Origin of the sequence: Streptomyces sp. NBC_01255, from assembly GCF_036226445.1 — a bacterium.
Classification (GTDB): domain Bacteria; phylum Actinomycetota; class Actinomycetes; order Streptomycetales; family Streptomycetaceae; genus Streptomyces.
Genome location: NZ_CP108474.1, coordinates 7843440 through 7866837, shown reverse-complemented (window position 1 = coordinate 7866837; position 23398 = coordinate 7843440). Strand labels below are relative to the sequence as shown.

General features: G+C 71.1%; 19 protein-coding genes. 10 read left to right on the top strand and 9 right to left on the bottom strand.

Features of this window, described 5'->3' with window-relative positions; all coding sequences use genetic code 11:
* Positions 1-56: 56 nt before the first annotated feature.
* From OG357_RS35655 to OG357_RS35615, 9 genes are all read left to right on the top strand, one after another.
* Positions 57-716 carry a CGNR zinc finger domain-containing protein gene (locus OG357_RS35655; RefSeq protein WP_329625038.1) on the top strand — a complete coding sequence of 220 codons (660 nt, stop codon included), beginning with the start codon at positions 57-59 and terminating at the stop codon, positions 714-716.
* A 120-nt stretch (positions 717-836) separates the two neighbouring features.
* Positions 837-1481 carry a DNA alkylation repair protein gene (locus OG357_RS35650; protein ID WP_329625801.1) on the top strand — a complete coding sequence of 215 codons (645 nt, stop codon included), beginning with the start codon at positions 837-839 and terminating at the stop codon, positions 1479-1481.
* A 120-nt stretch (positions 1482-1601) separates the two neighbouring features.
* Complete coding sequence (locus tag OG357_RS35645) at positions 1602-2138, top strand: hypothetical protein (RefSeq protein ID WP_329625037.1); 537 nt, start codon at positions 1602-1604, stop codon at positions 2136-2138.
* 69 nt (positions 2139-2207) lie between these two features.
* Positions 2208-3044 carry a DUF4097 family beta strand repeat-containing protein gene (locus OG357_RS35640; RefSeq protein ID WP_329625036.1) on the top strand — a complete coding sequence of 279 codons (837 nt, stop codon included), beginning with the start codon at positions 2208-2210 and terminating at the stop codon, positions 3042-3044.
* 115 nt (positions 3045-3159) lie between these two features.
* The gene (locus OG357_RS35635) at positions 3160-4137 is read left to right on the top strand and encodes an ATP-binding cassette domain-containing protein (protein ID WP_329625035.1); all 978 of its coding nucleotides are present in this window, start codon (positions 3160-3162) and stop codon (positions 4135-4137) included.
* Positions 4134-4925 (top strand): ABC transporter permease, encoded by a 792-nt coding sequence (locus OG357_RS35630; RefSeq protein WP_329625034.1) that lies wholly within the window; start codon positions 4134-4136, stop codon positions 4923-4925. The genes OG357_RS35635 and OG357_RS35630 overlap by 4 nt, the downstream gene beginning before the upstream one ends.
* Before the next feature lie 38 nt (positions 4926-4963).
* The gene (locus tag OG357_RS35625; protein ID WP_329625033.1) at positions 4964-6208 is read left to right on the top strand and encodes a cytochrome P450; all 1245 of its coding nucleotides are present in this window, start codon (positions 4964-4966) and stop codon (positions 6206-6208) included.
* Positions 6209-6212: 4 nt separating this feature from the next.
* On the top strand, positions 6213-6428 hold the full coding sequence (locus tag OG357_RS35620; RefSeq protein ID WP_329625032.1) for a ferredoxin: 216 nt from the start codon (positions 6213-6215) through the stop codon (positions 6426-6428).
* A gap of 124 nt (positions 6429-6552) precedes the next feature.
* Positions 6553-8793 carry an MMPL family transporter gene (locus OG357_RS35615; RefSeq protein WP_329625031.1) on the top strand — a complete coding sequence of 747 codons (2241 nt, stop codon included), beginning with the start codon at positions 6553-6555 and terminating at the stop codon, positions 8791-8793.
* 87 nt (positions 8794-8880) lie between these two features.
* Here the strand turns inward: OG357_RS35615 and OG357_RS35610 are convergent, their stop codons facing one another.
* The 4 genes from OG357_RS35610 to OG357_RS35595 form a co-directional block, all read right to left on the bottom strand.
* A complete protein-coding gene (locus OG357_RS35610) occupies positions 8881-10293 on the bottom strand; it encodes a GH1 family beta-glucosidase (RefSeq protein ID WP_443066776.1) in 1413 nt (470 codons plus the stop codon).
* Positions 10294-10386: 93 nt separating this feature from the next.
* Positions 10387-11478 (bottom strand): DUF1996 domain-containing protein, encoded by a 1092-nt coding sequence (locus tag OG357_RS35605; RefSeq protein WP_329625030.1) that lies wholly within the window; start codon positions 11476-11478, stop codon positions 10387-10389.
* Positions 11479-11620: 142 nt separating this feature from the next.
* On the bottom strand, positions 11621-13747 hold the full coding sequence (locus OG357_RS35600; protein WP_329625029.1) for a discoidin domain-containing protein: 2127 nt from the start codon (positions 13745-13747) through the stop codon (positions 11621-11623).
* A gap of 247 nt (positions 13748-13994) precedes the next feature.
* On the bottom strand, positions 13995-16190 hold the full coding sequence (locus OG357_RS35595) for a discoidin domain-containing protein (RefSeq protein WP_329625028.1): 2196 nt from the start codon (positions 16188-16190) through the stop codon (positions 13995-13997).
* 213 nt (positions 16191-16403) lie between these two features.
* Here OG357_RS35595 and OG357_RS35590 point away from each other — a divergent pair, with 213 nt between their 5' ends.
* Entirely contained in the window at positions 16404-17444 is a 1041-nt protein-coding gene (locus OG357_RS35590) for a LacI family DNA-binding transcriptional regulator (protein WP_329625799.1), read from the top strand.
* A gap of 18 nt (positions 17445-17462) precedes the next feature.
* Here OG357_RS35590 and OG357_RS35585 read toward each other — a convergent pair whose 3' ends face one another.
* The 5 genes from OG357_RS35585 to OG357_RS35565 form a co-directional block, all read right to left on the bottom strand.
* Positions 17463-18515 (bottom strand): phosphotransferase family protein, encoded by a 1053-nt coding sequence (locus OG357_RS35585; protein WP_329625027.1) that lies wholly within the window; start codon positions 18513-18515, stop codon positions 17463-17465.
* A 111-nt stretch (positions 18516-18626) separates the two neighbouring features.
* The gene (locus tag OG357_RS35580) at positions 18627-20018 is read right to left on the bottom strand and encodes a GH1 family beta-glucosidase (protein WP_329625026.1); all 1392 of its coding nucleotides are present in this window, start codon (positions 20016-20018) and stop codon (positions 18627-18629) included.
* A gap of 80 nt (positions 20019-20098) precedes the next feature.
* The gene (locus tag OG357_RS35575) at positions 20099-20938 is read right to left on the bottom strand and encodes a carbohydrate ABC transporter permease (RefSeq protein WP_329625798.1); all 840 of its coding nucleotides are present in this window, start codon (positions 20936-20938) and stop codon (positions 20099-20101) included.
* Positions 20939-21014: 76 nt separating this feature from the next.
* On the bottom strand, positions 21015-22007 hold the full coding sequence (locus OG357_RS35570; RefSeq protein ID WP_329625025.1) for a carbohydrate ABC transporter permease: 993 nt from the start codon (positions 22005-22007) through the stop codon (positions 21015-21017).
* Positions 22008-22018: 11 nt separating this feature from the next.
* The gene (locus OG357_RS35565) at positions 22019-23323 is read right to left on the bottom strand and encodes an ABC transporter substrate-binding protein (RefSeq protein WP_329625024.1); all 1305 of its coding nucleotides are present in this window, start codon (positions 23321-23323) and stop codon (positions 22019-22021) included.
* Between the last annotated feature and the right edge of the window lie 75 nt (positions 23324-23398).

The window sequence follows — 23398 nt, the reverse complement described above, 5'->3', positions numbered from 1 at the left end:
GGCCACAACCTAACAGGCTTAATGCCTTATGCCTGTTAGATGGATAGACTGGCGGGGTGGTAGTGGAAAAGAACGGATCCGACGTCCCGGCGGCAGGCATGGCCACGGGCGCGTCCACGGGTGTGTCGCTCGTGGGCGGACACCCGGTGCTCGACTTCGTCAACACCGTCGCCTGGCGGACGGACCCCGCGCGCCGCGCCGAGCGGGTCAAGGGCGCCACGGCGTGGGCGAGGTGGGCGGTCACCGCCGGACTGCTCACGTCACGGCAGTCCGCCGATCTCCAGGAGACCCTGGCTGCGGCCGAGGCCGAGGAGACACAGCGCCAGCTGGCCGCGCTGCACCACCTCCGCGCCCTGCTCTGGCCCGTCCTGGACGCGCTCACGGACGGCGATCCCCCGCCGCCGGACCAGTGGAACGGGCTCCGGCGGGCGATCCTGCTGGCCCACGAGAGCGCGGAGCTGCCGCCGGCTTTCCCGCTGCGCTGGCAGCCCGGCACGGACCGGCTCGCCGATCTGGGCCACACCCTCGCGCTGCACGCCGAAGCACTCCTTGCCGGCCCCGGCCTCGACCGGATCCGGCGCTGCGGAGGGCCCGGCTGCGGATGGTTCTTCCTCGACCGCAGCCGCAGCGGCACCCGACGGTGGTGCAGCTCGGGCGACTGCGGCAACCGCGACCGCGCCCGCCGCCACTACGCCCGCGCCAAGCAGACGTCGTGACGGACGAGGAGGCCGGTCCGCGCCATAGGCCGGCATCCGGTCGAGCGGGACGGGAGGTCCGAGGTGAGCGAGACGAAGGCGGCCCAGGCGGCGGTGACCGAGCAGACGGTGGCCGAGGTGATGGCCGAGCTGGCCGGACTCGAGGACCCGAAGGCACGCGCGGTGAACGAGAGGCACGGTGACGATCACGGTGTGAACCTCGGCAAGCTGCGCGCGGTCGCGAAGCGGCTGAAGACCCAGCAGGACCTCGCGTACCGGCTGTGGGAGACGGACGACACGGCGGCGAAACTGCTCGCGCTCCTGATCTGCCGCCCGAAGGCGTTCCGGCGGGACGAGCTGGACGCCATGCTGCGCGGGGCGCGCACGCCCAAGGTGCACGACTGGCTCGTGAACTATGCCGTGAAGAAGAACCCGCACGCAGAAGAGCTGCGCCTGGCCTGGACCGCCGATCCGGATCCCGTGGTCGCGAGCGCCGGCTGGGCGCTGACCACCGAACGCGTGGCGAAGAGGCCCGAGGGTCTCGACCTCGCGGGCCTGCTCGACGTCATCGAGGCGGAGATGAAGGACGCCCCGGACCGGCTGCAGTGGGCGATGAACCACTGCCTGGCCCAGATCGGGATCGAGCACCCCGAGCTCCGCACCCGCGCGATCGGCATCGGCGAGCGGTTGCAGGTACTGAAGGACTACCCGACTCCCCCGGGCTGCACGTCGCCGTTCGCACCGGCCTGGATCACGGAGATGGTGCGGCGGCAGGACGCCGAGTAGCACGTGGCATGGCGCCACAGAGGCGCCTCATGGCGCTGCATGGCACCGTATGGCGCCCGGCGGTGCCACTTGGCGCCACAGAGACTTGCAATGGCGCCAAAGTGGTGCCACTATCTCCTCATGGACCTGACCCCCTACGTCGACCACCTCCGCAGCGAGCTCGCGGTCGCCGCCAACGCCGGCGGTGACGAAGCACGGGCCCTGGCCGAGCGGCTGACCGCCCCCCTGGAATCGGCCGCTCGCCTGACCCTCCTCAACGCCCTGTCCGCCGCCTCCGAGGAGATCACCCGCGAGCTGGCACCGGGCTCGGTGGACGTGCGACTGCGGGGGACGGACCCCGAGTTCGTGGTGACGTCACCGCTCTCCACCGAGGCGCCGAACGACGGCCCCGCCACCATGGCGGCACCGATGGCGCCACGCACAGCGCCGGTGGCACCACCGGTCGGGGACGGCGACGAAGGGGGCACCGCGCGCATCAACTTCCGGCTCCCGGCCCACCTCAAGTCCCGCGTGGAGGACGCCGCCGGCCAGGAGAGCCTGTCGGTCAACGCCTGGCTCGTACGGGCGGTCGCCATCGCCCTGGAACCGGGCGGCTCGGCCCAGCCCGCCCCGCCGCCGAGCCCGGTGGGCCAGAGCTACCGGGGCTGGGTCCGCTAACCGATCCACCCCCTCATCACCCGCACCACCTGCGCAAACACACACGAGAGCCAAGAGGACGGGACAGCCATGCCTTCTTTCGAAACGCCCGAGCCCATCACCGCGATCCTGGACTTCGAGGTCGGCAACGTGCGCCTCACGGCGAGCGAGCGTACGGACACGGTCGTCGAGGTGCTGCCGAGCAACGGAGCCGAGGACGTCGACGTACGCGTCGCCCAGCAGACCAAGGTCACGTACGCCAACGGCACCCTGACCGTGAAGGGGCCGCGAAAGCGCTCGCCGTTCGGCAAGCACGGGTCGATCGACATCACCGTCGGACTCCCGGCGGGCTCGCGCCTCAACGGCACCACCGCCATGGGCGACTTCACCAGCGAGGGGACGCTCGGCGAGTGCCGGGTGAAGGTCTCGCTCGGCGACATCCGGCTCGACGAGGCGGGCGTCACCCACCTGCGGACCGGCCACGGCGACATCCGCGTCCACCGCGCGACCGGCAACGCCGAGATCCACGGGCAGGGCCGGATCGAGCTCGGCGAGGTCACCGGCACGGCCGTCATCAAGAACGGCAACGGCGAGATCACGGTCGGCGAGATCACCGGCGACCTCAAGGCCAACTCCTCCAACGGCCGCATCTCGGTCGGCCTCGCCCACGACTCCGTGGACGCCAGGTCCGCCAACGGCGCCATCCGCATCGACGAGGTGGTCCGGGGCGTGATCCGCCTCCAGGCCGCCGCGCACGACGTGGAGATCGGCGTACGGGAGTCCACCGCGGCGTGGCTGGACGTCAACACCCGGGTCGGGACCGTGCGCAACGCGCTCGGCGCCGCCCAGGGTCCCGAAACGTCCGAGGAGACCGTCGAGATCCACGCCCGCACCGGAGTCGGCGACATCGTGATCCGTCGCGCCTGACCTCCCCGGGCCGCTGTCGCCACCCTCGCGGCGGCGACCCGCAGACAGGTACACCATTTCACACGTGCAATTTCACACGTGTCATGTCACATCACATGGCTTGGAGGCGGATCCCATGCCCGCGACGTCCCTCACCACCGCCGCCCCGGCGATCTCCGCCCTCGGGCTGCGCAAGTCCTACGGCGACAAGGTCGTCCTCGACGGCATCGACCTGACCATCCCCGAGGGCACGATCTTCGCCCTCCTCGGCCCCAACGGAGCCGGCAAGACCACGACCGTCCAGATCCTCTCCACGCTCATCGCCCCCGACGGCGGCCGGGCGCAGGTCGCCGGTCACGACCTCGCCGAGCGGCCCGAGGGCGTCCGGGACGCCATCGGGGTGACCGGCCAGTTCGCCGCCGTCGACAACCTCCTCACCGCCGAGGAGAACCTGCTCCTCATGGCCGACCTCCGGCACCTGCCCCGCGCCGAGGGCAGGCGGCGCGCCGCCGAGCTCCTGCGGCGGTTCGACCTGACCGAGGCCGCCCGCAAGCCCGTGAGCACCCTCTCCGGCGGCATGCGCCGCAAACTCGACCTCGCGATGACCCTGGTCGGCGACCCCGAGATCATCTTCCTCGACGAACCGACCACCGGGCTCGACCCCCGCAGCCGCCGCACCATGTGGGAGATCATCCGCGAGCTGGTCGCCGACCAGGGCGTGACGATCTTCCTCACCACGCAGTACCTGGAGGAGGCCGACCAGCTCGCCGACCGCATCGCCGTCCTCGACCAGGGCCGGCTCGTCGCCGAGGGCACCTCCGACGAGCTCAAGCGCCTCATCCCCGGCGGCCACATCCGCCTCCGCTTCGCCACACGCGGCGAACTCGACGCCGGGGCACTCCACTTCGGTACGGCGGCACGCGACCTCGAAGAGCTCACGCTGCGCATCCCCGGCGACGGCGGCATCCCCGCCCTGCAGGCCGTACTCGACGTTCTCGGCAGCACGGGCGTCCGGGCCGAGTCGCTGACCGTGCACACACCGGACCTCGACGACGTCTTCCTCACCCTCACCGGTCACGGCACCCCCGACAACCCTACGGAGATGGCCCGATGAGCTCCCTCTCGTACGCCGCCCGCGACTCGATGACCATGCTGCGGCGCAGTCTCAAGCACGCCCTGCGCTACCCGTCGATGACCCTGTCCACCGTCATCATGCCCGTGATGATGCTGCTGCTGTTCAACTACGCCTTCGGCGGCGCGCTCGGCAGCGGCATCGCCGGCGCGCCCACCGGCGGCGGCGCCTACATCGACTACGTCGCTCCCGGCATCATCCTGATGGCCGCGACGGCCGGCGCGGTGGCGACGGCGGTCGGCGTCTGTGTCGACATGACCGAGGGCATCGTCAACCGGTTCCGAACGATGTCGATCTCGCGTGCCGCGTTCCTCACCGGGCACGTCGTCGGCCGCGTCATCCAGACCATGATCGCCATCGCCCTGGTGATCGGCATCGCGCTCGCCATCGGCTTCCGCCCCGACGCCTCCGCCGTCGAGTGGGTCGCCGCCCTCGGCCTCCTCGGCTTCCTCACACTGGCGCTGACCTGGCTGTCGGCCGGCATGGGCCTGGTGGCCAAGACCCCCGAATCGGCGAGCAACGCGCCCCTGCCGCTGGCCTTCCTGCCCTTCCTCGGCAGCGCGATCGTGCCGACCGACTCCATGCCTGCCGGGCTGCGCTGGTTCGCCGAGTACCAGCCCTTCACCCCGGTCATCGAGACCCTGCGCGGCCTGCTCATGGGAACCGGCATCGGCAACAGCGGATACCTCGCCCTCGCCTGGTGCGTCGGTCTCACGTGCGCCGGCTACCTCTGGGCGCGATCCGCCTTCGGCCGCACGGCCACGCTCTGACCCCCCGCCACCGCACGACACTCACCACGGAGGACACGATGCAGCACGAACCGTCGACCGGTCCCGACTCCACGGAGAACCCGGGGACCACCGAGCCCGTCACCCTCGCCACGCGGCGCACCCCCGGCTGCCCCTTCGACCCGCCCGCCGCGCTGGCGGGGCTGCGCGAGCAGAGCCCGCTCGCCCGGATGACGTACCCCGACGGGCACGTCGGCTGGCTGGCCACCGGCTACTCCACGGTCCGCGCGATCATGGCGGACAGCCGCTTCAGCTCACGGTACGAGCTGCTGCACTACCCCTTCCCCGGGGGTCCGGAGGGCCCGCTGCCGCCGGCCCCGGTCGGCGACATGACCGGGATGGACGCCCCCGAGCACACCCGCTTACGGCGCATCCTGACGGGCAAGTTCACCGTCCGCCGGATGCGGCAGCTGTCCGACCGGGTCGCGGAGATCACCACCGAGCACCTGGACGCGATGGAACGAGGCGGCCCCGGCACCGACCTGGTCGAGGCGTTCGCCCGCCCCCTCCCCGCACTGATGATCTGCGAGCTGCTCGGCGTGCCCTACGCCGACCGCGACCGCTTCCAGGGCCACGCCCACACGATCATGTCCATCGACGTGACACCCGAGGACCGGTACGCCGCCTACACCGGACTCCAGGAGTACATGGCCGAGCTGGTCGCCGCCAAGCGCGCCGCACCCGCCGACGACCTGCTCGGTGACCTGGCCCGGGACTCCGACCTCACCGACGAGGAACTCGTGGGCATCGGGGGCTTCCTGCTCGCCGCCGGGCTCGACACCACCGCCAACATGATCGCCCACGGAACGTTCGCGCTCCTCCTCGATCCCGCGCAGGCCGACGCCCTGCGGACGGACCCGGAGCTCGCCCCCCAGGCCGTCGAAGAACTCATGCGCTACCTGACCATCGCCCACACCGGCGTGAAGTCCGCGCTGGAGGACGTCGAGCTGGAAGGCCGGATCGTCAGGGCGGGCGAGAGCGTCACCCTCTCGATGGAGGCCGCCAACCGGGACCCGGCCCGGTTCCCCGACCCCGACGTCCTCGACCTGCACCGCAAGGCCACGGGACACCTGGGCTTCGGACACGGCATCCACCAGTGCCTGGGCCAGCAACTGGCCCGCGTCGAGCTGACGGTGGCCCTGCCGGCGCTGCTGAGGCGGTTCCCCACGCTGCGGCTCGACGTGCCGGCCGAGGACGTGCCCCTGCGGACGGACATGAACATCTACGGCGTGCACCGGCTGCCGGTCACCTGGGACGAGAACTGATCCCGTGGACATCCGTGTCGACCGCGACCGCTGCCTCGGCGCCGGCATGTGCGCCCTGACCGCTCCTCAGGTCTTCGACCAGGACGATGACGAGGGCCTGGTCGTCCTGCTGGACGCCCGGCCGCCGCAGGACCTGCACGCCGCGGTCCGCGTCGCCGCCGGCGTCTGCCCGGCCTCCGCCATCACCCTCACGCGGCACGGCTCCACCCCCGCCGCGTAACCACACCCACCGCACGACCCCCGTCCGCCGCCGACGGCGCCTTCGGCATGCCCTCGGCATGCCCTCGGCGGCGGACCTCCCCACCACCAGACCCTCGGACCACCTCACCGACAGGATTCCTCCCGTGGCCACCTTCCTCTCCAGACTCGGCCGCTTCGCCTTCCGACGGCGGGGCCTGGTCGTCCTCCTGTGGCTCCTCGCCCTCGTCGGCGCCGGCGTCGCGGCCTCCACCGCCGCCGCCCCGCCCGCGGACACCTTCTCGATGCCCGGCACGGAGTCCCAGAAGGCGTTCGACCTCCTCCAGGAGAAGTTCCCGGACGCCCGCGCGGACGGCGCCGCCGCCCGCGTCGTCATCCGCGCCCCCGGCGCCGAGAAGATCACCTCCCCCGCCCGCAAGACGCAGGTCGAGCGGCTCGTCAAGGATCTGTCCGGCGCGCCCCAAGTAGCGCGCGTGGCGGGTCCGTTCGAGGCGAACGCCGTGAGCGGTGACGGTACGACCGCGTACGCGTACGTCACGTACACGGCACGTGCGACCGAGCTGACCGACGCGGCGCACGACGGTCTCGCCGACGCTCTGGAAGAGGCCCGGGACGCGGGCCTCGCCGTCGAGGCGGGCGGCGACGCCGTCAAGATCGAGCAGGCCATGAGCGGTACGGGCGAGAAGATCGGCATCCTCGTCTCCGCCGTCGTCCTGCTCCTCACCTTCGGCTCCCTCGTCGCCGCCGGAATGCCCCTGCTGACGGCCGTGATCGGTGTCGGCATCGGCGTCAGCGGCATCGCCGCACTGGGCAGCACGCTCGGCCTGTCGTCCACGACCTCGATGCTCGCGATGATGATCGGACTCGCCGTCGGCATCGACTACGCCCTGTTCATCGTCTCCCGCTACCGCTCCGAGATCGCCGAGGGGCGTGAACGCGCGGAGGCCGCCTCCCGTGCCGTGGGAACCGCCGGTTCGGCGGTCGTCTTCGCGGGCCTCACCGTGATCATCGCCCTGGCGGGGCTCGCCGTGGTGAACGTCCCGATGCTCACCAAGATGGGCCTCACCGCGGCCGGCACGGTCGCCATCGCCGTACTCGTCGCGATCACCCTCGTGCCCGCGCTCCTCGCCTTCGCCCCCGTAAGGGTGCTGGCCCGCAGGGACCGCAAGCAGTACACCGGCAAGCCGCTGTCGAAGCGTCAGCAGCGCAAGGCCGCCGAGCGCGCGGCCCGCCGCAAGCCCAACCTCGGCGCCCGCTGGGCCGCGTTCGTGCTGCGGCACCCCGTCGCCGTACTGCTCCTCGGCGTCATGAGCCTCGGCGCCGTCGCCGTACCCGCCGCGAGCCTCGAACTGGGCCTGCCGGGCGAGGGCTCGATGGCCCCGCACACCACCCAGCGCAAGGCGTACGACCTGCTGTCCGATGCGTTCGGACCCGGGTTCAACGGGCCGCTGACGGTCACCGTCGAGGCCACGGACGCGAAGACCGCGGCGGAGAAGGTCCGCACGGCCCTGGAAGGAGTCCGGGGTGTCGACGCCGTGACCCCCGCCACCGTCAACACGTCGGGCGACACCGCCCTCGTCACCGTCGTCCCCGCCACCGGCCCCACCGACAGCCGGACCGAGGACCTGGTGCACGCCCTCCGCGGGATGACGGACGGTCTGGAGTCCCGGTCGGGCGCCTCGGAGATCCTGGTCGCCGGGCAGACCGCGATGTTCATCGACTTCTCGCAGACGCTGGACGACGCCCTGCTCCCGTATCTCGCGCTGGTGGTCGGTCTCGCCTTCCTCCTGCTCATGCTCGTCTTCCGCTCCGTGCTCGTCCCCCTCAAGGCGGCGCTCGGCTTCCTCCTGTCGGTGTCCGCCGCGCTCGGGGCCGTCGTGGCCGTCTTCCAGTGGGGCTGGCTCGCCGACCTCTTCGGCGTGGACCAGCCGGGCCCGGTCATGAGCACCCTGCCGATCTTCATGATCGGCGTGGTCTTCGGTCTCGCCATGGACTACGAGGTCTTCCTGGTGTCCCGGATGCGTGAGGCGTACGTCCACGGCGCCCGTCCCGCCGAGGCGGTCGTCACCGGGTTCCGGTACGGGGGCCGGGTCGTCAGCGCGGCGGCGATCATCATGACCAGCGTCTTCTCCGGCTTCATCGTGGAGGACAACGACTTCGTCAAGATGATCGGCTTCGGCCTCGCGGCCGCCGTGCTCTTCGACGCCTTCGTCGTCCGCATGGCCCTCGTGCCCGCGCTGTTCGCCCTGCTGGGCGAGTCCGCCTGGTGGCTCCCGAAGTGGCTCGACCGGCTCCTCCCGAACATCGACGTGGAGGGCGAGAAGCTGAACCGGCAGGCCGCGAACCCCTCGGACCGCTCCGCACGGGAGAACCACTTGGTGGGCTGACCTGGGCCGACCTTGTGTACCGGACGCGGTGAAGGCCCCGGGCGAGTTCTCCTCGCCCGGGGCAGCCGCGCGTGTGCCGTGGCCGTGTCATTCCGCGCGGCGGATCCGCCGCGCGGTGTCACGGAGCCACAGGGCGCTGCGCTTGGGCGTGCGGGTCTGGGTGGGGTAGTCGACGCGGACGAGGCCGAAGCGCTTGTCGTAGCCGTAGGCCCATTCGAAGTTGTCCAGGAGCGACCAGGCGAAGTAGCCGCGGACGTCCGCTCCCCCGGTGCGGGCCCGGGCGACCGCGGCCAGGTGGGCGGAGAGGTAGGCCGTGCGGTCGGTGTCGTCGACGAAGCCATGGGCGTCGGGGTGGTCCTCGTACGCGGCACCGTTCTCGGTGACGACCATCGGGGTGCCGGGGTAGTCGCGGGAGACGCGCAGGAGCAGCTCGGTGAGGTCGTGGGGCATGACCTCCCAGCCGAGGCCGGTGACCGGGAGGCCGCCGTGCGGAAGGTTGCGGGTGACGGGCAGGCCCCGGGCGTCGGTGGTGGCGCCGTTCTCGTCGGTTCCGGAGGTGCGCATGGAGCGGTAGTAGTTGACGCCGAGCGTGTCGATGGGGGCGGCGATGATCGGCAGGTCCCCGTCCTGGACGGGGATCTCGATGCCGTGCGCGGCGAGGTCGTCGATCAGGTCCTGCGGGTACCGGCCGCGCAGGATCGGGTCCAGATAGAAGCGGAAGCCGAGCGCGTCGGCCCGGCGGGCGGCCTCGCGGTCGGCGGGGCTGTCGGTGGCGGGCCGGCTGGTGCCCAGGAGGTGCGTGACGGCCAGGTCGAGGGGGCGGCAGGCGGCGGCCCGCAGGCGCTGGACCGCGAGGCCGTGGGCCAGGTGCAGGTGGTGGACGGCCCGTACCCCGTCGGCGAGGGAGCGGCCGCCCGGTGCGTGGATCCCTTCGACGTGGCCGAGGACGGCCGAGCAGAAGGGCTCGTTGAGCGTGGTCCAGTGGGTGACGCGGTCACCGAGGCGCTCGTGGACGAGTTCCGCGTAGTCGGCGAAGCGGTACGCGGTGTCCCGGGCGGGCCAGCCGCCGGCGTCCTGGAGCTCCTGGGGCAGGTCCCAGTGGTAGAGGGTCAGCCACGGGGTGATCCCGTGCCCGAGGAGTTCGTCGACCAGGCGGTCGTAGAAGCCGATGCCGGCGGGGTTGGCCGGGCCTCGGCCGCCGGGCTGGACCCGGGGCCAGGAGACGGAGAAGCGGTACGTGTCGAGGCCGAGCGAGGCGAGCAGGGCGACGTCCTCGGGCATGCGGTGGTAGTGGTCGCACGCCGTGTCCCCGGTGTCGCCGTTGTCCACGGCGCCGGGGACTCGGCAGAAGGTGTCCCAGATGGACGGCGTCCGGCCGTCCTCGGCGGCGGCGCCCTCGATCTGGAAGGCGGAGGTGGCGGCGCCGAAGCGGAAGTGCGGGGGCAGGAGATCGATGAGCTCGTCGTGCTGGGCGGTGACGGACGGGGCGGTGGAGGTCACGGGATGCTCCTGGGGCGAGGGGAGGGAGGTCGCGCGGGCGTGAGGACGGCCCGGACGCCGTCGCGGGCGTCCGGGCCGTGCGGGGACGAAGGGTCAGGGCAGACGGTGGTCCGCGTTCAGCACGGTCCCGCGTTCGGGGCGGTACAGGTCGAAGCCTCGGGTGTCGCACTGCAGGCCGCCGACGATGCAGTGGTCGACCATGGCCTTGAGGGTGCGCTCCTCCCACGCGTTGAAGAAGTCGTAGTGGAAGGAGTAGCCGCGGCCGCTGGCCAGGCGGACCTGGGACATGTCGCCGTTGACCGGCCATGCCATCTTGAACTCGATCATCGGCAGGGCGACCGGGTGGGAGGCCGGGCACATGTTGTCGTTGGTTCCGGGCTTGACCACCGGGTAGGCCATGTGGCTCTTGTGGTCGGGGGTGTCGAGGTACAGGCCGTTCCAGCAACTGGGGGCCTGCATGCGCAGGTTGAGCTGGACGTCGGGCCGGCTCGGACAGCTCGCCGGGATGTCGGTGTTGAAGAAGCTGTCACCGCATTCCCAGCCCTCGACGAAGCCCTTGTGAGCCCGGAACTCCTCGGCGCTCTGCATCGGGTTGCCGACGACGAACCGCAGCCCCTTGGGGAAGGGCCGCACGCTCCGGTAGTCGGTGACGCCCGCCTTGTAGTAGATGACCTGCGGGCCGACGGGCAGGATCTTCTGGTCACCCTTGTACAGCGAGGGCATCCAGTACGCGGAGGCGTCCGCGGGCGCCTTGCAGGTGGTGGTGCCTCCGTAGAGCGAGCCGGTGGTGCTGGCGGCGTTGGTGGAGGTGTTGCCCATGAACGTGTGGTCGTGGGACTTGCCGAACTGGCCCGGGTAGACGATCGGGTCGTCCGGCGCGGTGTGGGTGACGGCGCAGCCGGCCTGGAACTCGTGGTGGTAGGCCGGGGGCGGGGTGGCTGTGGACGGTGTCACATCGGTGACCTGGGGTACGGCCGGGATGTAGCCGTCTCCGTCGGCGTCGTCGCCCGAGGCCTGGGTGGAGGCGGCCATGATGTGTCCGCTGTGGGCGTTGGCCGCGACGGCGGCGGGCGGGGTGCTGTTGTCCGTGTCCGCGGCGGAGGCGATGGTGCCGATGCCGAGGACGCCGGCGACGAGGGCCGTGCCGAGGAGGAGTGCGGGGAGCCGCTTCGGACTCGATCTCATGGGGATCTCCTGCCCATGGGGGTGGTTTCGCGTGAACGCGAAGACGCCACGCGACTGGTGTGATGGGTTCCCGTGCGGTGGTGCAGGGGTGGCGGAGTCCTGCTGCGGGCCCCGCCACCCCCGTTCAGGGAGTCCGGCGTCGTCAGCTGTAGACGCCGAACTCGTGGAGGGAGTAGCCCCACCCGGTGCCGCGCGCGGTGAGCTGGAGCTTGACGTACCGGGCGGTGGTGGCGGTCTCGACGGTGTCGATGTCCCCGTTGCCCGTGGTGGTGGTGTGGACGGTCCGCCAGGTGTTCCCGTCGTCGGAGACCTGCACGTCGTAGGACTTGGCGTAGGCGGGGTCCCAGACGAGCTGCAGGGTGCGGATGGGCTTGGCCGAGCCGAGGTCGACCTGGATCCACTGCGGGTCGCTCCAGTCGCTGGCCCAGCGGGTGGAGGTGTTGCCGTCGGTGGCGTTGGAGGCGGGGCAGGGGCAGTCGCCGTACGAGGCCTGGGCGGAGGAGGCGGTGGTGGGCCGGCCCTGGGCGATGTTGGTGCCGGTGACGGGCGGGGCGACGACCTTGACGGACTTCGTCTCGATGCCGGCGTTCCCGCGGCCGTCCTCGGCCTGGATGTAGACCTTCCAGACACCGAGCTTCTCGGGCGCGGTGACGGCGAAGGTGCCGTTGCCCAGGGAGCGGTACTGCGCGTCGACGAGCCGCTTGTCGCCGTTGGCGTAGTTTCCGCTGAGGTAGATCTTGGGTGTGATCGGGTCGCCGTCGGGGTCGCGGATGTCGGCGCGGACCGTGAACTCACGTCCCGCCGGGGCCGCGGAGGCCGGGCTGACGGTCATGTTCGTGATGACGGGCGGGGTGTTGTCGCCCGCGGTGGAGCCGGTGTACGCCTTCTTCACGGCGTAGTACGACAGTCGCTTCAGCCCGTCGGGCAGCAGGTTGAACCAGACGCCGCCGAAGTCGTGCTCCAGGCCGTAGTGGAAGAGGGTGGCGCCGAGGGCGACGCCCTGGTGGCCGGTGACGCAGCCCCAGCCCGTGGTGTAGCCGTCGGCCTTCTGGACGTCGGTGGGCTCGTCGGGGATGCCGTTGACGTCGTCGGGGACCTCCCACTCGCCGGCCGGGCCGCCCTCGGTGATGATGTACGGCTTGTCGTAGCCGCCGTCGATCCAGTCCTGGCGCACCTTGCAGAGGTTGCCGTAGGAGTTCATCGAGTACAGGTCGAGGTCCGGGGCGTTGCGCTTGTAGTAGGGCCAGGCGCCGGTCCACGCGTCCGTGGAGGTCACGGGGTGGTCGGGGTCGATGGAGTGGATCTTCTTGGCGACGTCGTTCACGAAGGTCGTGTACGCGTTGCGCTGGGCCTCCAGCTCGGTGCCGCCGTAACAGTTCTGCAGGCCGAGGACGGACTCGTTGCCGACGTTCCACATCAGTGTCGCCGGGTGGGACTTGTAGGTGTCGACCCACTTGGCGAACTCGGTGAGCATGGTGTTCTTGTACGTCGTGTCGGTGACGTAGTTGACACACCCGCCGGAACCGGGGCCGCCGCCGGGCTGGAGCCAGAAGCCGTTGACGACCTTCAGCCCCTGGGCGGCCGCGGCGTCGAGCAGGGGCTTGCTGGAGGCGTCCGTCCCCCAGGTCCGGACGGTGTTGACGCCCATGGACTTCAGGTCCGGCATGTAGCGGGGAGCGTCGGCCATCGCCGGGCCCCAGGTGAGGCCCTTGACCGTGTACGGCTGCCCGCCGACGGTCAGCTGCCAGTTCCCCTGCGAACCGGTCACCTTGACCGCGCCCGCCGGCGGAGGGTTGGTCCCGGCGTCGGTGCCGTAGACCTGGAACTCCCACAGGGAGTAGCCGTAGCCGCCGGAGCGGGCGAGGCCCTGCATGCGGACGTACCGGCCCGAGCCGGAGACGGTGAGATCGTCCGTGCCGCCGTCGCCGCCCGACACGGTCTTCAGGGTCCGCCAGTCGGTGCCGTTGTCGGACGCCTGGATCTCGTACGCCTTGCCGTAGGCGCCCTCCCAGTTGAGCACGACGCGGCTCAGGTTCCTGCTCGCGCCGAGATCGACCTGGATCCATTCGCCGTCTCGCCACTGGCTGGCCCACCGGGTACCGGTCAGGTTGCCGTCGACAGCGGCGCCGGCGGTGAACGCCTCACCCTCCTGGGAGGAGGCGGTGGCCGCCTTGCCCTGGGAGAGAAGCGTCTCCGCGGCCTGTGCCTGCGGGGACAGACTCAGGGTGAGCGAGGACGCCAGCAGGGCGCCGAGCGACACAAGGGACATTGCGTTGCGCCCGCGAGGACGAGTGGGCGTGGAGGGGGGACTGGACACGTGTGTGCTCCTGGCTGATTCATGACGCCGGGCGCGTGGGGCCGGACCGTCGGACCGGCTCGCGGGCGGCGCCGCTTGTGGAGGGGGATGCACGGTCTTGTCGTGCGAGCCCTTCCGGGCCGGGTCGCGGGGACGTGAGCACCCGGCCCGGAAGGGGGTCGAAGTCCTCACCGCCGTACGGCGGTGAGGCAAGGTCGTCTCAGGGGAAGGAGACGACGGTGGACGGCACGGTCGAGGTGCCGGCGGGGATGGTGGACGCCCCGGTGTCGTTGATGACGTGGTTGTAGTGGCCCATACCGCCGAGGGACACCACCAGGAGGCTGTGGAACTTCACGCCCGGCTTGACGGGTGCCTTGAAGCCGTGGTCCTGGACGATGGTCGGGTCCACGTTGTAGTTGCAGTAGCTGCCCAGGCCCCACGCCTCGTGGGTGTTGACCGAGTCGTCGACCCGGTAGGCGGCGTACCCCTTCGTCGTGCCGTTCTGGATGGCGGCCTGGTTGGGGGCGTCGTACGCCTTCTCGTTCTGGTAGAAGATCGTGCGGCCGCGCTCGCCGTACCACTCGACGTCGTACTTGTTGAAGTGCTCGACGAACAGGCCGGTGGCGAGCACGTCGTCGCCGTTGACGCGGACGCCGTAGTCGGCGCGGTTGGTCTCCCAGCCCCAGCCCTCGCCGTGGTCCGCGCGCCAGACCCAGGTGTGGTCGACGATGGCGTCGTCACTGTTCACGACCATGCTGGTGGTGGCCTTGCCCGCGCCGGCGCCGCCGATGCGGATGTATACGTCCTGCACGGTGGTGGGGTTGGCGGCGTGGTCGGCGGAGGCGTTGCCCGGGCCGATCTCCAGGAGGGTCGGGGAGTTGACCGGGCCCGCGTCGATCAGGAAGCCGGCGAGCCGGACGCCGTCGACGTCGGCGACCTTCATGGCGGTGACGCCGTTGTCCGGGATGATCGTGGCGAGGCCGAGGCCGAGCACGATGGTGTTCGCCCGGTTCACGTGGAGCGTCTGGTCGACGTGGTAGACGCCCGGGGTGAAGAGCAGGTGCAGCCCCTGCGCGAGCGCCTGGTTGATGGTGGCGGCGGTGGCGCCGGGCTTGACCACGTAGAACTGGCTCAGCGGGACGGACTCGCCCTGCGGAGTGCCGTTCGCCCAGCTGGTGCCACGGGCGTTCACGCGCTTGGCGGGCGCGAAGACCTTGTACTCGTTGCCGTCCAGATAGAGGTAGGGCTTCTCGCGGGAGATCGGCGTCGTGTCGAGCGTGGTGTAGCGGGGCTCGGGGAACGAGGTGGCGGGTGCGCCCTCGACGCCGGAGAAGGTCTGGTTCCACACGCTGTTGGACCAGCCGCCGATGGAGCTGTCCCGGGTGTACCACTGCTGCTGCGAGTAGTTGCCGACCTGGCCGTCGACCTTGGAGTCGGCGATGTAGCCGCCGCTGGCCCAGCCGTAGCCGTTCGGCGCGAGGTTGAGGCCGCCCTTGACGTGCATGCGGCGGAAGGAGGAGGCCTGGGAGACCGCCCAGCGGTTGGTGCCGTTGACCGGGTTGAGGGTCAGGCCCTCGGCGCCGCGCCAGAAGTTCTGGGTGGCGTTGCCGTTGAACCAGCCGGCGTCGACGGTCACGTCGCCGTTGATGGTGGTGTCGCCCGGGCGCAGGCCGAGACCGGCTATCTGGGTGTAGAAGCCGATCTGCGCGTTCAGGTTGTTGTACGTGCCGGGCTTGAGGAGGAAGGCGTGGCGGCCGGCGCCGAACTGGGCCGACTCCTGCTCCTGGAAGACCTGGTCCAGCTTGGCCTGGATGTTCGGCGTGGACGGGTCGAGGACGTGCACGTTGGGGCCGAGGTCACCGCCGCCCGGCAGGGTCGGGCCGCCGCCGTCGGTGGAGCCGTACACCTGGAACTCCCAGAGGGAGTAGCCGTATCCGGTGCCTCGGGTGAGGCCGTTCATCCGGACGTAGCGGCCGGTGCCGGAGAGGGTGACGTCGTCGGTGCCGCCGTCGCCGCCGGTGACGGTCGTGACGGTCCGCCAGTCGGTGCCGTTGTCGGAGGCCTGGATCTCGTAGCTCTTGCCGTAGGCCCCCTCCCAGGTCAGGAGGGCGCGGCTGAGGGTGGCGCTCTGGCCGAGGTCGACCTGGACCCACTGGGCGTCGGTCCACTGGCTGGCCCAGCGGGTGCCGGTCAGATTGCCGTCGACGGCGGCGGACGCGGCGTAGGCGGCCCCTTCCGTGGAGGAGGCGGTGGCCGTCCTGCCCTGCGAGAGCAGGGTGGGGGCGGCCTGCGCCGTCGCGGCGGGCAGGACGGCGAGCAGGCCGCCGGCGAGCGAGGCGACGAGTGCGCCGACGGTGGCCCGTCGGACGGATGAAGCGGGGCGCCGGAAGGCCGGCGGGGACCCGACGGAAGACATGGGGCTCCTCGGTGTACATGGCGGAAACATGGGAGAGCGCTCTCCGAAACCTTGCCCGGCGGTCACGATGACGGTCAAGCCATGCGACATAGCTTTTCTTTTGGCTTTCATTAAGTGGCAGCGCCATCTGGTCCGAGACGGCCGGAGCCTGTACCGCCACCGGACACGGAGCCCCGATATGGTGCACAAGTGGGGAATCGACAGAGCGCGCAGGTGGGACATCGAGGACCGACTCTGGAGGACGTCGCACGTGAGGCGGGGGTGTCCCGGGCGACGGTGTCCCGTGTCGTCAACGGCGTGCGCAACGTGGCCCCCGGTATCCAGCAGGCCGTACGCGACGCGGTCGCCCGCACCGGCTACACGCCCAATCAGGCCGCCCGGTCCCTGGTGACGCGCCGCACCGGAACCGTCGCCCTGGTGCTCTCCGCGACGGGAAAGGCCTTCGCGGCCCGGGTGTTCTCCGACCCGTTCTTCGGGCGGGTGGTGGACGGCGTGCTCCCGGTCCTGCGCGAGCGCGCGATCCAGCCGGTCATGCTGGTCGCGGAGTCGGAGCAGGCCAGGGCCCAGCTGGTGGAGTACCTGCGGCGGGGTGGCGCCGACGGAGCGCTGGTGGTCCCGCTCGACGCGGACGATCCGTTGCCGTCGATGCTGGTGGCGGCCGGTGTTCCCACGGTGCTGTTCGGCCGCCCCCACGACTCCACGCGGTGCGGCTTCGTCGACCTCGACAACACCGCGGGCGCCCGGCTGGCCGCCGAGCACCTGTGGGCCACCGGGCGGCGGCGCCCGGCCACCATCGCCGCACCGGTCAGCGCCCCCACCGCGCGCGAGCGCCTCGACGGCTTCCGGGAGGCGTTCGCGGCCCGCGGGGTGACGTCGGTGCCCGTCGTACGGGGACGGTTCTCGGTGGACAGCGGCCGGCGTGCGATGGCGCGGCTGCTGAAGGAACACCCGGGGATCGACGGGGTGTTCGCCGCGAACGACCTGATGGCGCAGGGCGCCTGCCAGTACCTGCGCGAGGAGGGGATCGCGATCCCCGGGTCGGTGGCCGTGGTGGGCTTCGACGACTCGGTGGCCGCACGGAGGGCACGGCCGCAGCTGACCACCGTGCGTCAGCCGGTGGAGCGCATGGCGGCCGCGATGGCCGGCCTTCTGGTCGAGGAGCTCACCGGCGCCCGGCCGGAGCCGGCCCGGCAGCCGTCCGAGCCCGCCTCGAAGGTGTTCGAGCCGGTGCTCGTCGTCCGCGAGTCCACCTGACCCGGCCGCACCGGCGCGTCACGCCTCCAGGGCGTCCAGTGCGGCGAGCTGTCCCGTGATGCGGTCGGCCGACCAGGTGTCGAGCCAGGTCGCGAACTCCCCGCCGTAGGCGCGGGGGACGGCTTCCACGCGCATGACGAGGGCGAGGTAGACGCGGTAGAGGGCAAGGCGTACCCGGGCTCCGGTGTCGATGGTCCGGTCGGGAGCGACCGAGTGGTAGCCGGCCATGAGGTCGGCATCGTCCTCGGCGGAACCGAGCGGGTCGAGCCCGACGAGGTCGGCCAAGGGGTCGCCGAAGAAGGCGCGTTCGCCGTCGATGAGGCCGCTCAGGTGCCATGGGCCGCCGTTCCCGGTCCGGGCGAGGACGATGTTGCCCTCCCAGGCGTCGAAGTGGACGAGCGCGGGGCGGCGGACCTCGGCGAGCCGGTGGCCGAAGCGTACGGGCAGGTCGGCGAGGAGTCCGGGCGGGGCGGGCAGGGCGACCTCGAACCGGATCGCGTCGGCGAGGACGGCGTGCAGCATGGCGGTGAACGCGGAGGGCCAGTCGGGACCGGAGAGACCGGCGGACGGTCGCGGGTAGCCGTAGGCGGCTCCGGTGACGGTGGCGACCCGGGCCAGGCACTCCCCCAGCCCGTGGCGCAGCGCCGCACGATCGGCCGGTGCGATCCGGTCGCGGGCGGCGTCCCAGGTCGTGCCGTCGACGTGGGTGAGGAGGAGCCACTCGGCGGGGGTGCCGGGGCCGACCGGCTCGTGGTGGAGGACCGTGGGTACAGGAGCTCCGGCCCGGGCGGCGAGGCCGTGGAAGAGCGCCTCGGTGCCGAGGAGGCCCTGTTCGTGGGTGAGGGCGGGGGTGCCTGCCCGGGGTGCCGTCTTGAGCACCAGCCGCCGTCCGTCGGCGAGTTCGAGCAGGCGGGCAGCGTTGTAGAGGCCGCCGCTGAGAGCGGTGCTCCGGACGACCGCCACCGGGCCGAGGGTGTGCCGCAGCCGCTCGGCGGCGAGCTCGGCCGCCGCCGCGTCGGCGTCGTCGTCGGGACCCGGCGGAGGGGACGGATCGGCGGCGGTGGCGGCCATGGGCGCTCCTGTACGGGGATGACTCGGGGATGGTAGGGCGGCGGTGCCGTACCTAGGAAGGCCGCCCTGCGATGCCGGGCGGCCTTCCGGACGGGTACGACGGCTGCCCGGTCAGCCGGTGGTCGTCGCCCGGTGGGCGCGGATGATGTCCGCGTACCGCCGGCCGCTCGTCTTCACGGTCCGCTTCTGGGTCGCGTAGTCGACGTGGACGAGGCCGAAGCGCTTGTCGAAGCCGTAGGCCCATTCGAAGTTGTCGAGGAGGGACCAGGCGTAGTACCCGGCGAGCGGGGCGCCCTTGCGCAGGGCTCCGGCGCAGGCGGCCAGGTGCTGTTCCAGGTAGCGGGTGCGCTCGGGGTCGTGGACCTGGCCGTCGGGGCCGACGGTGTCGGGGAAGGCCGAGCCGTTCTCGGTGACGTACAGCTCGCGCACCCCGTAGTCCTCGGTGAGGCGCAGCAGGAAGGCCTCCAGACCGCCGGCGTCGATCTGCCAGTCCATGCCCGTGCGGGGGACGTCGGGGAGGCGGACCTCGCGGGCGTGCGGGACGGGTCCTGCCGGGTCGTCGGCGACGGTCACCGGGAAGTAGTAGTTGAGGCCGTGCCAGTCGAGCGGGGTCGCGATGGTCTCCATGTCACCTGCCTGCTCGGGCAGTTCGACGCCGTACAGCTCGCGCATGTCGGCGGGGAAGCCGCGGCCGTACACCGGGTCGAGCCACCAGCGGTTGGTGTGGCCGTCCATGCGGGCGGCGGCCGCGATGTCCTCGGGCCGGGTGGAGGCGGGGGCGACGGTGGAGTGGTTGGTGACCAGGCCGACCCGCGCGCCGGGGGCGGTGGCGCGGATGGCCTGGGTGGCGAGTCCGTGGCCGAGGAGCAGGTGGTACGAGGCGCGGACGGCGGCCGTCAGGTCGGTGTATCCGGGGGCCATCCGGCCCTCCAGGTGGCCGATCCAGCCCGAGCAGAGGGGTTCGTTGAGGGTGGTCCACTGGGTGACGCGGTCGCCGAGGCGCTCGGCGACGACGGAGGCGTACGCGGCGAGGTGTTCGGCGGTGGCCCGCTCGGTCCAGCCGCCGCGGCTGTCCTGGACCCGGTCCTGGAGGGCCTGCGGCAGGTCCCAGTGGTAGAGGGTGACGGACGGGGCGATGCCCGCGTCGAGGAGGGCGTCGACGAGCCGGTCGTAGAAGTCGAGTCCGGCGGCGTTGACCGGTCCGTCGCCGCCGGGGACGACGCGCGGCCAGGCGATCGAGAGGCGGTACGCGTCGGTGCCGAGGCCCTTCATCAGGGCGAGGTCCTCGGGCCAGCGGTGGTAGTGGTCGCAGGCGGTGTCGCCGGTGTCGCCGTTGTCGATCGCGCCGGGGGTACGGGAGAACGTGTCCCAGATGGAGGGGGCGCGGCCGTCCTCGGCGACGGCGCCCTCGATCTGGTAGGCGGATGTCGCCGTGCCCCAGGCGAAGGACGGAGGGAAGGCCTCCAGGTCGAGCGGGAGGCGGGCGTCGGGGGATGCGGACACGGAGAACCTCTTCGTGATGGGAGGAGACAAGGCCGAGAGGGCGGAGGAGTCGGAGAGTGCGGAGGAGTCGGGGAGCGACGTCACTTGACCGCACCCGCGGTGAGGCCGGCGACGAGGTAGCGCTGGAGGAGGAGGAAGCCGACGACGACGGGGACGCTCACGACGAGGGAGGCGGCCATCACCTGGTTCCAGTACACGTCGTTCTGGGTGGCGTAGCCCTGGAGTCCGACGGCGAGGGTGCGGGTGGTGTCGTTGGTCATGACGGAGGCGAAGAGGACCTCGCCCCAGGCGGTCATGAAGGCGTAGACGGCGACGGCGATGATGCCGGGGGACGCGGCCGGGACGATCACCCGGAACAGGGCCTTGATCGGCCCGCAGCCGTCGACCTTGGCCGCTTCGTCGAGTTCGCGCGGGATCGAGTCGAAGTAGCCGGTCAGCATCCAGATCGAGAACGGCAGCGAGAACGTCAGATAGGTGAGGACCAGGCCCTCGCGCGAGCCGAAGAGCGCGATGCCGGTGGCGTTGCCGATGTTGACGTAGATGAGGAAGAGCGGCAGCAGGAAGAGGATGCCGGGGAACATCTGCGTCGACAGGACCGTCACGGTGAAGACCCGCTTGCCGCGGAAGTCGTAGCGGCTCACCCCGTACGCGGCGAAGATCGCGACGACCACCGAGAAGACGGTGGCCGCGCCCGCCACGACGATCGAGTTCACGAAGTAGTCGGCGAGCGGGACGGTCTCCCAGATGTCGATGTACGGGCGGATCGTGAGCCCCGAGGGGATCCACTGGAACTTCCCCGAGACGTCCTCCAGCGGCTTCAGCGAGCTGGAGACCATCACGAAGACCGGCAGCACCACGAAGGCGGTGAGCAGGGTGAGGAAGATCCGCCGGGTCCACAGGAAGGAGCGGGGCGCGGCCATCGGGGAGCGCGGGGCCGTGCGCCCGCGGGCGCCCGCCGTGCGGCCGGGAGCGCGTCCCGTGCGCCGGAGTGGGTTCTCAGACATCGGAGGTCTTCCTTCCGCGGGTGGTGAGCAGGAGGTAGACGCCCGTGACGACGAGGAGGAAGAGCAGCAGCAGGACGGACATGGCCGAGCCGGTGCCGAAGTTCCACGTCTGGAAGGACGACTGGTAGATGTGCAGCGAGATCAGGTCCGCCGCTTCGGGGGCCGCCTCGCCGAACAGGACGAACGGTGTGTTGAAGTCGTTGAACGTCCACAGGAACAGGACCAGGACGAGGATCTGGTTCACCGGCCGCAGCGACGGCAGGGTGATGTGCCGGATCTGCTTGAGGACGCCGGCGCCGTCGAGGGCGGCCGCCTCGTACATGTCCCGGGGGATGTTCTGCAGTCCCGCCATGACGGTGAGGAAGGCGAACGGCCAGCCCTTCCACACGGAGACGACGAGCAGGGCCCAGAAGCTGTTGTCGCCGATGAGCCAGAAGGCGGGGCTGTCGCCGATGCCCAGCTGGTCGTGGAGGACGTGGTTGATCAGGCCGTTGTCCCGCTGGAACATGAACGCCCACGTGATGACGGCGGTGTAGACCGGCAGCGCGTACGGGACGAGGAAGAGGGTCCGCAGGATGCCGCGGCCCCGGAACTCCTCCTGGAGGAAGATCGCGGCGGCCGTCCCGAGGAACCAGCACAGCGCCACGGACAGGACGGTGAACAGACAGGTCGTCAGGAAGGACTTCAGGAGCGCCTGGCCGACCGGGGCGTCGAAGTCGATCGAGACGGCGAAGTTGTCGAGGCCGGCCCACGGAGCCGAGGACCAGTCGCGGATGTAGAACTGGGTGAGCTCCTTGAAGCTCATGCCGATGCCCATGAGCATCGGGATGAGGTGGACGAGGAGTTCGAGGAGCAGGGCGGGCAGGAGCAGCAGGTACGGCAGTGCGATGCGGCGGCGCCCGGAGCGGCGTGGTGCGGGTGCCCCTCCGGGTGCGGCCTTGCGCACCGCCGGGTCACTCGTGGGAGCGACGGCGGTTCTGGTCATGGAGGGGCGGCCTACTTCTTGGGCATCTGCTGCTGGGCCTTTTCGAGCTTGGCCCGCACGGACTCGGTGGTGACGGGCCGGCCCGCGGCGGCGTCCGCGAACAGTTCCTTGACGGCCGTGCCGACCACGGTCTCGAACTGGGACTCCTCGGGGACCTGCGGGAGCGCGGCGGCGCTGCCGGCGAGGGTGTCGCGGATGACGGTGAGGGACGGGTCGGAGAACGCCGGGTCCTTCTGGGCGCCCTTGACCGGCGGGACCGATCCGTAGGCCTTGTTGAGGAGGATCTGCTCCTCGTCGCTCGTCATGAACTTCACGAACTTGAGGGCGCCGTCGAGGTTCTTGGTGTTCTTGAAGACGGCCATGTTGATGCCGGCGACCATCGAGTTGGTCTGCTTGTCCTGGCCGGGCTTGCCCGCGGGGACCGGGGCGGGGACGACGCCCCACTCCTCGGGGGCCATGCCCTGGGAGGCGAAGGTCTGCGAGGGGGTCTGCCACAGGACCATGCCGGTCTTGTCCTTGGCGAAGTCGCTCAGGGACTGGTTCTGCGCGTACTCGGCGTTGCCGGGGGCGACGATCTTCTGGGTGGCCATCAGGTCGACGTACTGCTTGACCGCCGCGACGGCCCCGTCGGAGGTGAAGTCGGCCTTGCCGTCGGCGGTGAAGAAGTCGGCTCCGTGCTGCTTGGCGAGGACGAAGACCTGGTGGATGTTGTTGGACAGGTTGGAGCCCTCGACGCCGATGCCCCACTTCCCGTCCTTGCTCAGCTTCTTGCCGGCGGCGGTCACCTCGTCCCAGGTGGTCGGCGGCTTGGCTATGCCGGCGTCCTTGAACATCTGCTTGTTGTAGTAGAGGGCGTAGGCCATGGAGTAGAGCGGGACGGCGGCCGGGTCCTTGCCCGCGACGCCGGTGGAGCCGAGCGCGGAGTCGACGAAGCGGTCCTTGCCGCCGACGGCCTCGAAGTTCTTGGCGTCGAAGGGCAGCAGCGCGCCGGTGGACTGGAGGGAGGCGCTCCAGGTGTTGCCGATGTTGAGGACGTCGGGGCCCTGGCCCGAGGTGGTCGCGGTGAGGATCCGGTTGAGCAGGTCGGACCAGGGGATCACCTCCAGCTTGACCTTGATGCCGGTCTCCCGCTCGAACTGGTCGAGCTCGGGCTGGAGGACCTTCTTGTCGACCTCCAGGCTGGAGCCCTGGTTGGTGGCCCAGTAGGTGAGGGTCTTCGGCGTCGCCTCGCCGCTCTCCCCGCCGCCGCAGGCGGTGGCGGTGAAGGCGAGGGAGAGGGTGACGGCACCGGTGACTGCGGCTCTGATTCTGCGCATGGCTCCTGGGCCCTTTCGGGGGGATGACGGGGATGCCGAACGAGGAGAGCGCCTGGACCGCTCTCCGTGACATCG